General features: G+C 60.3%; 16 protein-coding genes and 2 tRNA genes. 6 read left to right on the top strand and 12 right to left on the bottom strand.

Translation table 11 applies throughout. The annotated features are described in order from the left end of the window. On the bottom strand, positions 1 to 297 hold the full coding sequence (rpmB, locus tag ACK8OE_RS01070) for a 50S ribosomal protein L28 (RefSeq protein WP_013478599.1): 297 nt from the start codon (positions 295 to 297) through the stop codon (positions 1 to 3). Positions 298 to 409: 112 nt separating this feature from the next. Continuing rightward, complete coding sequence (locus ACK8OE_RS01065) at positions 410 to 814, bottom strand: hypothetical protein (protein ID WP_272740382.1); 405 nt, start codon at positions 812 to 814, stop codon at positions 410 to 412. Between the two features lie 319 nt (positions 815 to 1,133). Here ACK8OE_RS01065 and ACK8OE_RS01060 point away from each other — a divergent pair, with 319 nt between their 5' ends. Then, positions 1,134 to 3,227, top strand: a complete 2,094-nt coding sequence (locus tag ACK8OE_RS01060; protein WP_410271031.1) for a catalase — start codon at positions 1,134 to 1,136, stop codon at positions 3,225 to 3,227. A 57-nt stretch (positions 3,228 to 3,284) separates the two neighbouring features. Here the strand turns inward: ACK8OE_RS01060 and ACK8OE_RS01055 are convergent, their stop codons facing one another. The 7 genes from ACK8OE_RS01055 to ACK8OE_RS01025 form a co-directional block, all read right to left on the bottom strand. Further along, the gene (locus ACK8OE_RS01055; protein WP_013478601.1) at positions 3,285 to 3,794 is read right to left on the bottom strand and encodes a CarD family transcriptional regulator; all 510 of its coding nucleotides are present in this window, start codon (positions 3,792 to 3,794) and stop codon (positions 3,285 to 3,287) included. A 649-nt stretch (positions 3,795 to 4,443) separates the two neighbouring features. Then, positions 4,444 to 5,136: a trimeric intracellular cation channel family protein gene (locus ACK8OE_RS01050; RefSeq protein ID WP_410271030.1), complete on the bottom strand. Its 693-nt coding sequence runs from the start codon at positions 5,134 to 5,136 to the stop codon at positions 4,444 to 4,446. Positions 5,137 to 5,155: 19 nt separating this feature from the next. Continuing rightward, on the bottom strand, positions 5,156 to 5,581 hold the full coding sequence (gene arsC / locus ACK8OE_RS01045) for an arsenate reductase (glutaredoxin) (RefSeq protein ID WP_410271029.1): 426 nt from the start codon (positions 5,579 to 5,581) through the stop codon (positions 5,156 to 5,158). Then, a complete protein-coding gene (locus ACK8OE_RS01040; protein ID WP_410271028.1) occupies positions 5,578 to 6,288 on the bottom strand; it encodes an aquaporin in 711 nt (236 codons plus the stop codon). Before ACK8OE_RS01040 ends, arsC begins: the two co-directional genes overlap by 4 nt. 10 nt (positions 6,289 to 6,298) lie before the next feature. Continuing rightward, the gene (locus ACK8OE_RS01035; protein ID WP_410271027.1) at positions 6,299 to 6,631 is read right to left on the bottom strand and encodes an ArsR/SmtB family transcription factor; all 333 of its coding nucleotides are present in this window, start codon (positions 6,629 to 6,631) and stop codon (positions 6,299 to 6,301) included. Between the two features lie 95 nt (positions 6,632 to 6,726). After that, entirely contained in the window at positions 6,727 to 7,068 is a 342-nt protein-coding gene (fdxA, locus tag ACK8OE_RS01030) for a ferredoxin FdxA (RefSeq protein ID WP_013478606.1), read from the bottom strand. Between the two features lie 177 nt (positions 7,069 to 7,245). Then, a complete protein-coding gene (locus ACK8OE_RS01025) occupies positions 7,246 to 7,527 on the bottom strand; it encodes an RNA-binding S4 domain-containing protein (protein ID WP_410271026.1) in 282 nt (93 codons plus the stop codon). A gap of 101 nt (positions 7,528 to 7,628) precedes the next feature. On the opposite strand from ACK8OE_RS01025, the gene ACK8OE_RS01020 reads away from it, so the two are divergent. Next, complete coding sequence (locus ACK8OE_RS01020) at positions 7,629 to 8,705, top strand: calcium:proton antiporter (protein ID WP_410271025.1); 1,077 nt, start codon at positions 7,629 to 7,631, stop codon at positions 8,703 to 8,705. On the opposite strand, the gene ACK8OE_RS01015 is transcribed toward ACK8OE_RS01020, so the two are convergent. From ACK8OE_RS01015 to ACK8OE_RS01005, 3 genes are read right to left on the bottom strand one after another with little or no spacing between them, the layout of a single operon-like run. After that, positions 8,706 to 8,996, bottom strand: a complete 291-nt coding sequence (locus ACK8OE_RS01015; RefSeq protein ID WP_410271024.1) for a type II toxin-antitoxin system RelE/ParE family toxin — start codon at positions 8,994 to 8,996, stop codon at positions 8,706 to 8,708. Next, positions 8,993 to 9,250, bottom strand: a complete 258-nt coding sequence (locus ACK8OE_RS01010) for a type II toxin-antitoxin system ParD family antitoxin (protein WP_410271023.1) — start codon at positions 9,248 to 9,250, stop codon at positions 8,993 to 8,995. Before ACK8OE_RS01010 ends, ACK8OE_RS01015 begins: the two co-directional genes overlap by 4 nt. Positions 9,251 to 9,295: 45 nt before the next feature. Beyond that, positions 9,296 to 11,731, bottom strand: a complete 2,436-nt coding sequence (locus ACK8OE_RS01005) for a helicase-related protein (RefSeq protein ID WP_410271022.1) — start codon at positions 11,729 to 11,731, stop codon at positions 9,296 to 9,298. Between the two features lie 324 nt (positions 11,732 to 12,055). Between ACK8OE_RS01005 and ACK8OE_RS01000 the strand changes: the two genes are divergently transcribed. The 4 genes from ACK8OE_RS01000 to ACK8OE_RS00985 all read left to right on the top strand — a co-directional run bounded on the left by ACK8OE_RS01000 (position 12,056) and on the right by ACK8OE_RS00985 (position 13,073). Then, positions 12,056 to 12,132, top strand: a tRNA-Arg gene (locus tag ACK8OE_RS01000). Positions 12,133 to 12,319: 187 nt separating this feature from the next. Continuing rightward, on the top strand, positions 12,320 to 12,700 hold the full coding sequence (locus ACK8OE_RS00995; RefSeq protein WP_410271021.1) for a hypothetical protein: 381 nt from the start codon (positions 12,320 to 12,322) through the stop codon (positions 12,698 to 12,700). Further along, a complete protein-coding gene (locus tag ACK8OE_RS00990) occupies positions 12,697 to 12,870 on the top strand; it encodes a hypothetical protein (protein WP_410271020.1) in 174 nt (57 codons plus the stop codon). The genes ACK8OE_RS00995 and ACK8OE_RS00990 overlap by 4 nt, the downstream gene beginning before the upstream one ends. A 118-nt stretch (positions 12,871 to 12,988) precedes the next feature. Beyond that, a tRNA-Leu gene (locus ACK8OE_RS00985) sits at positions 12,989 to 13,073 on the top strand. The last annotated feature ends 223 nt before the right edge of the window (positions 13,074 to 13,296 follow it).

Raw genomic sequence — 13,296 nt, 5'->3', positions numbered from 1 at the left:
TTAGGCCGCAGCCTTCTCAGCCAGCTTCGCCTTGATCTGCTTCTTCAGGCGACGGGCGCGCAGAGACAGTTCGGTATCGTCAGCCTTGACGAGGAAGGCGTCCAGACCGCCCTTGAAGTCCAGCGTGCGCAGGGCGGCGTTGGAGATCTTCAGACGGAAGGATTGACCCAGAGCTTCGGATTGAAGCGCGGTTTCACGAAGCGAGGGCAGGAAGCGACGCTTCGTCTTGATGTTTGAGTGGCTCACGGAATGGCCGACCATCGGGCCGACACCGGTGAGTTCGCAACGACGCGACATGATATCCACCTTCGTTAGAAACAATAGACAGGGCGCGGCCTTTCAACGGCAGCGCAAGAGGCGCGTTCTATAGGCAAAGCCAGCCACAGCGTCAAGCGGAAAAACCCCGTGTTCAGGCGAAAGCCTTCGGCAGGTCTGACATCGGCTTGACGACGATCTGCTGGGAATCGCGCCAGATGATTTCCTTGGCGATGCGCGCCTTGATGTCACGCACCGGCAGGCCACCTTCGCCAATAAGCCAGGCGCAGTAGCGCGCCCGCTCAATGGCTTCAAGCGCCTTCGGATCGAACCAGCAGATGCCCCAGATTGACCGCCGCCGCTTGAAGTGACGGCCGATTCGGTCGGGCACTGCCAGATAGCGGTTGTACCAGTCGAACTGCTCAGACAGTTCGTCGGTAATCCAGCGCGGCGCGCCGTTGCGATACAGATACCACGACGCTTGAAAGAAACCGCTTTCGACGCCGCTCCACGGATGGATCAGCGGCGTCACAAAGCGCACATATTGAGACGAGGACATGACCTTACACGCCCGCGCAGGTTCATGCGCGGGGTCCTTCTGTAGGTTGGGAACGGGAAAGCGAAAACGGCCCTTCCGGCCTATTTCAGGCCCGAAGGGAGATTGCGTTCGGATGGCCGGTTAATCTGGCGCATGCGGAAATCTCCGGTGTGAGGTCAAAGAGGCGCCCTGATACCTGCCTCGCGGTGATCAGGCAAGATGGTTAAAAATGAAATCATCTACTGTGGAAAACCGGCCACAGGTGAATCCGCAGTGACTCTTTATGGCATCAGGCCGAAATGTCCTTCCGGCGGCGGGTCACACCTATCACGAGGATAAAATGGACGACACCGCGAAGTTCGATACCGTCGCCGGTCAGGGCGGAGAAACCCATCAGCAGGTCCATCATTCTGGTCCGCATACGCCGCAAGGGCATCTGACTACCAATCAGGGGATTCGCGTCTCTGACAACCAGAACAGCCTGAAGTCCGGGGCGCGTGGCCCAACCCTGCTCGAAGACTTTGTTCTGCGCGAAAAAATCTTTCATTTCGACCATGAGCGCATCCCCGAACGCATCGTCCATGCCCGCGGTTCGGCGGCCCACGGCTATTTCGAACTTACGCAGTCCCTGTCCGACATCACCACGGCCGATCTGTTCCAGCGGGTGGGCGAGCGCGTGCCGGTCTTTGTGCGCTTTTCGACCGTCGCCGGCGGAGCGGGCAGCGTCGATACCCCGCGCGATGTGCGCGGCTTCGCGGTGAAATTCTATACGCAGGAAGGCAACTGGGATCTTGTGGGGAACAATATCCCGGTCTTCTTCATTCAGGACGCCATAAAGTTTCCTGACCTTGTGCACGCGGTGAAGATGGAGGCCGACCGGGGCTATCCGCAGGCGGCTTCGGCGCACGACACCTTCTGGGACTTCGTGTCGCTGATGCCGGAATCGACGCACATGCTGATGTGGGCGATGTCTGATCGCACCCTGCCGCGCGCCTTTCGCACCATGGAAGCGTTCGGCATCCACACCTTCCGCTTCCTCAATGCCGAGGGGAAGTCCACCTTCGTCAAATTTCACTGGAAGCCGAAGCTGGGGCTGCAATCGCTGGTGTGGGACGAATCGCTGAAGATTCAGGCCGCTGATAACGACTTCCACCGCCGCGACCTCTATGAGGCCATCGACAGCGGGGCCTTCCCTGAATGGGAACTGGGGGTGCAACTGTTCGATCAGGCGCTGGCCGACAGCCTGCCCTATGATGTGCTCGACGCCACCAAGATCATCCCGGAAGAGGTGGTGCCGGTGACCATAGTCGGGCGCATGGTGCTTGACCGCAACCCGGACAACTTCTTTGCCGAGGTGGAGCAGGTGGCCTATTGCCCGGCCAACATCGTCCCCGGCATTGACTTCAGCAACGATCCGCTGTTGCAGGGGCGGTTGTTTTCCTACCTCGATACGCAGCTCAAGCGGCTGGGCAGCACCAACTTCCACCAGTTGCCGATCAATGCGCCGAAGTGCCCCTTCCAGAACTTCCAGCGCGATGGCCACATGCAGATGCAGGTGCCCAAGGGGCGCGCCAACTATGAGCCCAACAGTCTGGGGGCACACGGCGAAGATGGCGGGCCGCGTGAATGCCCGGTGACCGGGTTCACGACGATCCCGGCTCAGGACGGGGCGAACGAGCAGGGTGACAAGCTGCGCGTGCGGCCGGAGCTGTTTGCCGATCACTATTCGCAGGCGCGCCTGTTCTGGAAATCGCAGACGGAGTCGGAGCGGGCGCATATCGCTTCGGCCTTCGTGTTTGAACTGTCGAAGGTCACTCTGCGGGGCGTCGCGCCAAGGATGGTGGCCAATCTGCGCAATGTCGATGACGAGCTGGCGGCGCGCGTGGCGGCGGGGCTGGGGATCGACCTGCCTGACGCAGCGCATGCGGCGCGTGAACCCATCGACCTAGCACCGTCCGACGCTTTGTCTATCCAGAAGAACCTGAAGCCGACCCTGCAAGGGCGCAAGGTGGGTATCCTGATCTGCAAGGATAGCGACGCAGCGGTTTTACGCCAGCTCAAGGCCGACATCACGGCGGCGGGCGCGACGCCCTTCGTGGTTGGGGTGCAGATCCACGGTATACCGCTATCGGATGGCAGTCTGGCCGATGCCGACGGGCAATTGCTGGGCGCGCCGTCGCAACTGTTCGATGCGGTGTTTGTCCTGCTGTCGGAGGCGGGGACGCAGCGCCACCTCAAAGAAGCGGCCTCGGTCGAATGGGTGATGAACGCCTTTGGGCACCTGAAGGCCATCGGCCACACGCCGGAAGCTCAGCCCCTGCTCGACAAGGCGGGCGTGGTGCCGGACTCGGGCGTGGTGGAGGCCGACGGCTTTATCGCTGCGGCGGCGCAGCGCTATTTCGACCGCGAACCGAGCCTGCGGACTCTGGCCTGAATGCAAGAAACCCCGGAGATCGCTCTCCGGGGTTGTCTTTGAGGCTGTCGCCCAAAATCAGGCCGCCTTGATCAGCGACTTGTTGAGCAGGGCCACGGCGGCGTCGCGGTCGATCTTTTCGATGGCGGCGACTTCGCGGGCCATGCGGTCCAGAGCCGATTCGTAAAGCTGACGCTCGGAATAGGACTGCTCCGGCTGATTTTCGGCGCGGTGCAGGTCGCGCACCACTTCGGCGATCGAGACGAGGTCGCCCGAATTGATCTTGGCTTCGTATTCCTGAGCACGGCGCGACCACATGGTGCGCTTCACGCGGGCACGGCCTTTCAGCGTGACCAGCGCCTGCGACATGACGGCGGCGGGGGCGAGGTGGCGCAGACCGGCCGTCTTGGCTTTCTTGGTCGGGACGCGCAGGGTCATCTTCTCGTGGTCGAAGGTGACGACATAGACTTCGAGCTGATAGCCGGCCACTTCCTGGCTCTCGACGGCGGCCACGGTGCCGACGCCATGCGCCGGATACACAACCTTGTCGCCCGTTTTGAATTCGAGTTCTGCTGCAACAGTCGTCATTGCGGTCCTCTTTCTGTTTGAATGAGGCCGAAGGTCAGGCGCTGAGCTAATCCGTTCACACGACGCCTACGGCTGACCGGCGATCAGGGAGGAGGCCGGAAGACGCAGACGCAAAAAAACAACGACGTCCCTTGATTGGCTTAGGGGCATCGCTGCTATGTATGAATGGACTAAGACAAGCCTGTCATCCGACCTTTGTCGAAGATGCCGGATGTGCGGGAGAGCGCAGGCGGCATTTTAGGTGAATATAGGGAGATGCCGGTGGAACGCGACGCGCGCCTTTGCATCAGTGAAATCATGTCTATCATAAAATTACACAAAAATAAAGTCCGGCTGTCAGGAAAGCGTCGCCGTGATGCGCGGCGCAGGGTTGAGGTCAGACACCAAGTGTATCTGCATCTTGCAAATGGACGGGTGTGGTAAATCCGGTGGTCATCCGCGCTTACACTTCCTGAAACAGCGAATTTTTGCATCGTTTTCAATCAAAATGGGCCTGTGTTTAATTTTAAATGACGATATTTCCTGTTTCATCAGGATTTTGGGCATGGCAAATTTCCGAGCGGGGAGGGGGCGCGTTCAAAAAGCTTGTGGATGAAAGTATAGGGGCGGGGGCGGTGGTGCAGAGGCATCACGTCGCAGGCGGCAACAATTATGAAGATTTGTTACGGCTGTCGTGATCGCGCGGGCCGAAGGCGGGCAGGCTCAGCGACCAGTGAATCGCCGCCCCGCGCAGCGCCAGGGCAGCGGCGAATCCGCTGAGGCCCGCCGGCCAGAAGGACAGGCCAAACAGGGTCAGGCTAACAAACACCGACGCCCCCAAGAGCGCGGCGGTGATATAGATTTCCCGGCGCAGCAACAGGTTGGGCTCTCCGGCCAGCACGTCGCGGATAATCCCGCCAAAGGTTGCCGTCAGCACGCCCATGACCACGGCGGACACAGGCGCGACGCCGAGGTTAAGCGCCTTGGCCGCCCCCACCACCGCATAGGCCGCCAGCCCCATGGCGTCCAGCCACAGCATGGCCAGCATCCGCTTTCCGGGCTTGCCATCCGGACCCGGTGAGGCATGGCGCGGAGCCAGTATCCACACGGCCAGCCCGGCCAGCGCGCAGATCAGGATGTAGTCCGGCCTTTGGACCCAGAACACCGGTGCTCCGATCAGGAGGTCACGCAGTGTCCCGCCGCCAACGCCCGTAATGGCGGCGAAAAAGGTGAAGGTAATGATGTCCTGCCGTCCGCGCGCCGCGGCTATGGCGCCAGAGGCCCCGAACAGGGCCACGGCGGCGTAGTCCAGCCAGAAGAGGGCGGTGTTGAGGGCACTGACGGCAGGGTCGGGGACGGTCATGTGCCTTGCTTACTGTATTTTACCCGACGATGCGATTCCCACTCGCGTCAATCATCAATTCGCCGTCCTCCTTGCGGAAGGGCCCGTCCGGCCAGCGTTCCAGCAGATCAAGCACCTTTTCCGAAGGCCGGCACAGCCGCGTGCCTTTCGGTGTCACGACGAAGGGTCGATTGACCAGTATCGGATGGGCCAGCATGGCCTCGATCAGGTCTTCATCACTGACGCCGGGCTCCAGCAGGCCCAGTTCGGCCGCCGGTGACTTGTGTTCGCGCAGGGCCTGACGCGGCGTCAGACCGGCTTCAGCAAACAGGGTCAGCAACGGTTCGCGCTGCCAGCCGACGCTGAGATAGGGAATGACGTGAGGTGTATAGCCCGCCGCTTCGATGACGGCGAGGACGTTGCGCGACGTGCCGCAGTCGGGATTGTGATAGATGGTGACGGTCATGAGGCCATCCTCTCTGGGGTGGTTTTGCTCTCTTGGGAAATCTGGGCTGGGGACGACTTTAGCAACCAGCCAAAACCGAGGATGGCCATAGCGGCGCCTGCGCTTTGAGCCGCGATAAAACCGGGCACGGAGGCGAGGGCGATGCCCGCGAAGCTGTCGGTCAGGCTGCGCGCCACCGTCACGGCGGGGTTAGCAAATGAGGTAGAGCTTGTGAACCAGTAGGCTGAGGTGATGTAAAGGCCTATGGCGGGGGGGGTAAAATCGGGCCTAAAGCGCAGGCAGCCGAAAATTGTACCGATCAGGCCAAAGGTGGCTACGGCTTCAGACAGCATAAGGCCGGAACCGTCGCGCAGTCGGGTCGCCGACTGTATCAGGGCCTCGCCGAACATGGCGTGGGCGATCCCGACGCCGATGACCGCTCCGGCGAATTGCGCGACCATATAGGCTGCTGCCAGAGCCGGTTTGATGTCGCCGCGAATCATAAAAGCCAACGTCACCAGCGGGTTGAAGTGCGCGCCGGACAGCGGCCCGAACAGGCTGATCAGTACGATCAGGCCTGCCCCCGTTGCCAGCGCATTCGCCATAAGTGCCAGGGCAGAGTTGCCGCCTGACAAAGCCTCGCCCATGAGGCCCGACCCGACCACAATCGCCAGTAGCCAGGCGGTGCCCAGTGCCTCAGCCGCTAATTTGCGTAAAGCCATCTCCATGCGTCGCCCCTCAGCACGCACAGGTGAGTTTGGCGATCACAGGCTGACACAGTTCGGGCGCGCCGCCGCAACAGTTTTCCATCAGAAACCCCAAAAGCCCGCTGACGCCATCCATATCGGCGAAGTAGCGAATACTGCGTCCCTCGCGCACGCTGTGGATCAGGCCCGCCTGAGTCAATATGGCCAGATTGGCAGACATGGTGTTCTGACGTACCTCCAGACGGTCGCCGATTTCACCTGCGGGCAGGCCCTGACGCCCCACCTGCACCAGCAGACGGAAGACATCGAGGCGTGTTTCCTGACTGAGCGCGGCAAGGGCATCGAGGGTTTGCTTTTTATCCATATATCATGATTATTTGATATATTTGACAGAGTCAAGAGAGACGATGGTGCTGCCTCAGATACAAAAAGAGCGCCCGATGCGGCGCTCTTCATCTTTTATTTGCCGTCACCCGGCTTTTCGGAGAAGTATTTCTCGAACTTACCGGTTTCGCGCTCGAAATCCTCGCGGTCAGCGGGCGGCGTGCCCTTGACCGAGATGTTGGGCCAGACGCGGGCGTATTTGGAGTTGACCTCCAGCCACTTGCCATCCGGCTCATCCTCGGTATCCGGCTTGATGGCGTCCACGGGGCATTCCGGCTCACAGACGCCGCAGTCGATGCACTCATCCGGATTGATAACCAGGAAGTTTTCACCCTCATAGAAGCAGTCCACCGGACAGACTTCGACGCAGTCCATAAACTTGCACTTAACGCAGGGATCGGTGACGATATAGGTCATGGAACTCAGGTGCCTTTAGTGGGGATAGGTGCCACAAAACAGGGTCTGTAAAGTGTTTGGGGGTCATGACTTTTGCGGCGCGCACTGTCAAGGCTTTAGCCGCACACCAACCGCGATTTTTACTAAACCGCCCAAGGGCTTTGGCTTAAGCCTATGCTTTGCGCCTGAGAGTGAAACCTATTCGCAGGGTTCATAGAGGCCCTGCGCTTCGCTGGCCGGGCCGCGACGTTCCCCCATGTCGAGCACGTGCACATCAACCAGCCGCGCCCCGATGGCGAATGTCAGCCGGTCGCCAATTCGGACTGTGTGGCTGGCCTTCTGAATGCGAGCGGTCTGGCCGAAGCGTTCCAGCCGCAAAAGGCCGCTTTCGGCGAACTTCGCCGACAGGGCGCGCGTCTTGAAAAAGCGGGCGCGCCACAGCCAGACATCAATACGGCAGGTTTCAGAGGCAGAATCCATCCCCCATTCTAACCCTGCGATTGCAAAAAGCATTGCATATTTTGCGCCGATGTCGCAGGTCAGCAATCGATTGTTTTACGCTCAACACCAGGGGATTCGTTGTGACAAGCCTGTTGAAGTCAGAAGGTAATCTGCTGATCGCGCTGATCGTGGCGGCGATTGCCATTCCGCTGGAACACAGCCTTGTCGGCTCCGGTCAGAGCGTGGCCCTGATCGCGTCTATCGCCCTGATCGGGGTGATCATTCTGGTGTCGTTGCGCGTGGCGCACCACGCCGAGGTGCTGGCCGAAAAGGTCGGCGAACCCTATGGCACCATGATCCTCACCCTGTCGGCCGTATTGGTTGAGGTGGTCATCCTCGCCATCATGCTGGGCCACTCACACAACCCAACGCTGGCGCGTGACACCATCTATTCGGCGGTGATGCTCGACATCAACGGCATTATCGGTGTGGCGGCCATTCTGGGTGGCCTCAAACACGGTGAGCAGCCCTATAATGATGCCTCGGGCAAGACCTATATCGTCATGATCATGACCGGTATGGGCGTCTCCATGCTGGTGCCCGAATTTATCCCGGTGGCGCACTGGAAGGCCTATTCGGTGTTTTCCATCGGCATCATGGTCTTCCTCTACGCCATGTTTCTGCGCCTTCAGACCACGAAGCACAGCTATTTCTTCAGCTATACCTATGCCGGGACAGGCGATGAACACCATACGCACGGTGGCAAGACGGCCTATTCGGCGGCCATCCTCGTCGTGGGTCTGGTGCTGATTGGCGTACTGGCCGAGGTCATGTCGAAGACTCTCGGCACCGGCCTCGAAGGCACCGGCATCCCGCCGGTCTTTCCGGCGCTGGTGGTGGCGGCCATTTCGGCCAGTCCTGAAATCCTGACGGCCTTGCGCGCTGCGCTGGCCAACCGCATGCAGCCGGTGATCAATATCGCGCTGGGGGCCTCGCTCTCGACCGTGGTCCTGACCGTGCCCGTGATCGAGTTGATCTCGCTGTTCAACGATCAGAAGATCCACATGGCCCTGACACCGACACAGAGCATCATGACGGCCCTGACCCTGCTGGTGGCAGCGATCAACCTCAATGACGGTCAGACCAACGCCATTGAGGGCACCACACATTTTGTGCTGTTCTGTGCCTTTATCATGCTGTCGTTTCTGGGGCTGTGATCAGAGGTCGAATTCGTTCCAGTCTTCCGAAGCGTGCCGGACACGCACGATGAGCAGCCCCTCCCCCTCAACCTGATAGAAGATGACATGCGACCTGAAAGGAAGCGTGCGCATCGGTGGGCTCAGCTCTTTTCTCAAGCGTCCCATGCCCGGATAGTCCGCCAGCAGGCCGAAAGTGTAGTTGAGATCGGCATAATAGGACTCCGCTTGCTGAAAGCCGAACCGCTCGCGACCGAACAGATATAGCTGGATCAGGTCCATTTCAGCGGCGGACGTCAGCCGGTAAGTCACGGCTTATCGAACCCGAGGTCCGCCGCCCGTTTGCGGGCCCTGTCGAGAATATCGTCAACTGTGTGGGGACTGATACCGCTGGACAGGCCTTCGTCGATCTTTGCCTGCAAGGCGGCGATCTTTTCGGCCCGCTCCTGATCCCGGCGAATGAGGTCGCGCACATAGTCGCTGGTGTTGGCATAACGACCGGTGTCCGCCTGCGATTCCGCCCATGATTTCATCTGTTCGGGCAGGGATATGTTCATGGTCGCCATGGCTGCACTCCTTGGGCAGGAGGGTGCGGCCTATGGCAAGGTTTGTCAACCGCCGCGCAGCACCGCAAAGGGTGAATAGGGGTTGACGAAGGGCGCCTGTTCTTTGGCTTTTTTGGGCGTGCCGGATTTGCTGCGCCAGCCCTGATAATCCGCGGCAGCGTCCCCTTCGCCGAAGCGATGCGTCCCGGCCTTGGCAAAGCCCAGCGCGGCCATCAGTTTATCATTAAGCCCCTCGGTGGCGCCGGGCTTGAGATAGATCACCCCCTTGTGCCACACGCCTTCGCTCAGGGCCTTGTCCAGCGCATCCAGCGTCTTGAGTCGGACAGGTTTATGCCCGGCAATGGCCACCAGCCCCTTGAGGCTGAGGGCGCGTTGCGGATGGTCCTTCGCCCCACCAAAAGCCTGCATCAACCGTGGTGATAACTTCGGCAAACGCCAGACGAAGCGATTGCCGTGTATGCCCAGCCCTTTCAGCAATTTGCGCTCATCCGCCGTCAGCTTGTCTTCCCCACGCAAGGTCACGCCGCCGTTTTCATAGATCTGCCATGCCACGGCACGCACGGCGGCGGGGGTCGCTTCATTGTGGGCGGCTTCATAGACCCGGTGCAGGGGTTTCAACTGATGCAGAGCCTGCTGCCGCACAAAATCGGTCAGCCGTTTGCGCGCGCGGTCTTCCAGCGCCGCCTGATCGGACTGACATTCCAGACGGATGACCGGGTTGAAGTAATCTGACGGGGCGATATGACCGACCGTTTCGCCCTGCCACAGAACCTGCTTGCCTTTGAGGCGCAGGGCCTTGGACGGTGTCTGTGCCAGGGCGTGCAGCCGCTCGCGGATCAGGGGCGTCACCGCGCGGTGCGCTGCCTGACGGATCGTCTTGTCCTCAATCAGGCTTTCACCGGTCGCCTGCACGAAGTTCAACCCCTTAAGCTGTCCCACGCGCTGGCCTTCGAGTAAGACGTCGCCATTGTCCATAATCTCCGGCTTAGGGGCTTCAAAGGCATTGAGCGCCTTCAACAGCGCACTGGTGCGCTGATCGACGAAGCGCTGCATCAGGGCTTCATGCAGCCGGTCGGAGAGGCGTGCCTCCAAATCGCGCGTCGCTTCGCGCCAATGCTCCGCCGCCTTCAGCCAGCCGGTGCGATTGGCGATGTAGGACAGGGTGCGTACCCCCGACAACCGCCCCGACAGGGTGTCGATATCGCCATCCATGCGGTCGAGGTGGCTCAACTGCTCATCGAACCAGTCGTGCGGCACAAACCCGTCAGGGCGGTGGCGCGACCAGAAGAGGAAACCGACCGTCTTGAGGTGTTCGTCCAGCGATACCTTGCGGAAATCAGGAAGCTGACACACCTCCCACAGGATGCGGAGACTGACCGGATTGCGTACCTTTTGCGCGATGTCCTCTTCGGCACTCAGATGGCGCAGCACCTTCTCATCCAGCGCTTCGCGTGCCAATTGCAATGCCGGGGCGGGCGAAGGCCGCGTCAGGCTGCGCAGCAGGTTGCAGAGCGACGAAAAATCCAGTTCGTGATTGCGCCATTGCGCCGCCGTCAGGCTAAGGAAGCGGTGGTTTTCAATGGCCGCGATCAGGTCGTCGTCCATCTCATCGGCATCACCGGTGACCCCAAACGTGCCTTCTCGGCGGTTGCGTCCGGCGCGCCCGGCGATCTGTGCGGCCTCCTGCGCCGTCAGGGCCCGCGTGCGCCGGCCATCGAATTTCGACAGGCCCGCAAAGGCCACATGGTCGATATCCATGTTGAGCCCCATGCCGATGGCGTCGGTGGCGACCAGAAAATCGACTTCGCCGCGCTGGAACAGATCGACCTGGGCGTTGCGCGTCTTGGGGCTCAGGCTGCCCATCACTACGGCCGCCCCACCGCGTTGACGCCGGATCAGCTCGGCAATGGCATAGACCTGCTCGGTCGAAAAGGCGACGATGGCCGTGCGCTTGGGCAGGCGGGTCAGCTTCTTTGACCCGGCATAGCTCAGTTGCGACAGGCGCTCACGGAACTGCACCTCGGCATGGGGAAACAGCGAACGGAACAGGGGCGCAAAGGTTGCCGCCCCCATGAACAGCGTCTCGTAGCGCCCGCGCGCATGCAAAAGCCGGTCGGTGAAGACGTGGCCGCGCTCGGTATCGGCGCATAGCTGGATCTCATCGACGGCCAGAAAATCGACGCGCCGCTCCAGCGGCATGGCCTCGACCGTGCAGATGAAGTAGGAGGGCAGGCGCGGGATGATCTTCTCTTCGCCGGTGATCAGGGCCACGGCATTGACGCCCTTTTCCTTCACCACGCGGTCATAGACTTCCCGCGCCAGAAGCCGCAGGGGCAGGCCGATCATGCCGGTGGCATGGGCCAGCATCCGTTCAAGGGCATAATGGGTCTTGCCGGTATTGGTCGGCCCTAAAACGGCCACCAGCCGCGAGTCCGCGTTTGGGTCGGTGAAGGTGGTAATGGGGGGAGAACGATCGGGCACGCAGCCGTTTTAGACGCTTAAAGCGCCCTTGGAAAGGCACAAGACGGTGTCGAAAGCGCGTAAATTCAGAGGTTAACGGCTGGAGTCCAACGCCGTGAACACCATGAAAACGAATCATGACCGAATCAGTGACATCGCGCGATGCCTGATTTGTTCTATACCAGATATGGTAGCCCAATAGCGCATTAACCATATCTAACTCGCTGAATGCGCTGAGTCGCGCTTTGAGTCGAGTCGGTTGCGTTCTCACACAGGTTTTTAGGCCAGGCAGGGTTTGAAACGGCTTCTCAAAGGCGCGGGCTGCGTGCTAAACCCGACGCGCGTGGCCCCTTAGCTCAGCCGGATAGAGCAAGGCTTTCCTAAAGCAGAGGTCGCAGGTTCGAGTCCTGCAGGGGTCACCATTTCTGTGCTGACACATTTCAGCATAGTGTCCGGACACTGCGACGTATCTAAACGGACACTCATTTTTAAAATTTACATTTTCCCAGTAAAACAGATTAACATTTTGCTGACCACACGGTAAGTCCCGGTAATCCGTTCGTCGTTATGCCAATGATTACCTCCGTCTCGTCTCCTGTGCACCCGGACATGCCCTACCTGACGGTTTGTGGCGCGGCGGTTCTCGTCTTTATTTTAGGGACGGTCGAGAAGCTGATGCGCCTGCGCAAGGCCACGCGGGGTACGGACGACTTTTTCGCGCGCTATGAGCGTCTGGGGCTGGGCATGGCCTTTCTGACCGAAGGTCTGGCCGTGGCGGCTATCATTACGGGCTGGGCCCTGCTGCCGGCGGTTGTGGGGCTGGTTGGTTATATTGTGGTTGTGGCGGCCTATAGTCTGAACGATGAGGGTGAGGACCGCGTTTCGCTGTTTTCGGTGGAGACGCTGCGGACGGACCTGGCGCTGGTCGGCTTGCTGGTCATTCTGCTGACAACCGCCTATTCGCTGCGACTGGCGCACGGAAGCGCATGAACCTTCGGCAATCCCAGTCTGTGATCCTGCTGTACCGGCTGCGACTGCGTGCGCGCCGCCTTAGGGACGTCAACCAAAAGGCCGGAAATGCCTCGGTTGCGCAGATTTACGCGAAGATTGATCACTGGCTGGAAGGGCAGATGGCGCACGCCATGGCCGCGAAGCGATAGGCGATACGCCGCCGTGTGGATTGCTTCGCACGCTTTTTTGGCAAAATCCGGGGATAATGCGCATTTGCCGCTTCACAAAGCCGCCAAGGCTTGCTAAGTGGCGCGCCTCCTGATGCGTGCGGTCGTGGCGGAATTGGTAGACGCGCAGCGTTGAGGTCGCTGTGCCGCAAGGCGTGGAAGTTCGAGTCTTCTCGACCGCACCATCCGGGTCAAAAAAAGGTTTTGAGGCGCAAACCTCAAGACCTTTTTTTGTGTCTGATTGCCGGCGAAACTGGTTGCAATCCCTAGGGATTCGGCCCAGTGTCTGGCTCCGTGAAAAGATGTATGCCCAAGGGGATATCGCGATGAACAGGGAGGGGGAGAGTTGTCACAAAAGCCCGAACCTGAACTCGATACCCTGGCGACGCCGCCCGATGAGTTACGCGG

The sequence above is a fragment of the Asticcacaulis sp. W401b genome (genome assembly GCF_046503825.1).
Taxonomy (GTDB): domain Bacteria; phylum Pseudomonadota; class Alphaproteobacteria; order Caulobacterales; family Caulobacteraceae; genus Asticcacaulis.
The sequence above is the reverse complement of the archived record's forward strand: the minus strand, read 5'-3'. Positions and strand labels throughout refer to the sequence as shown.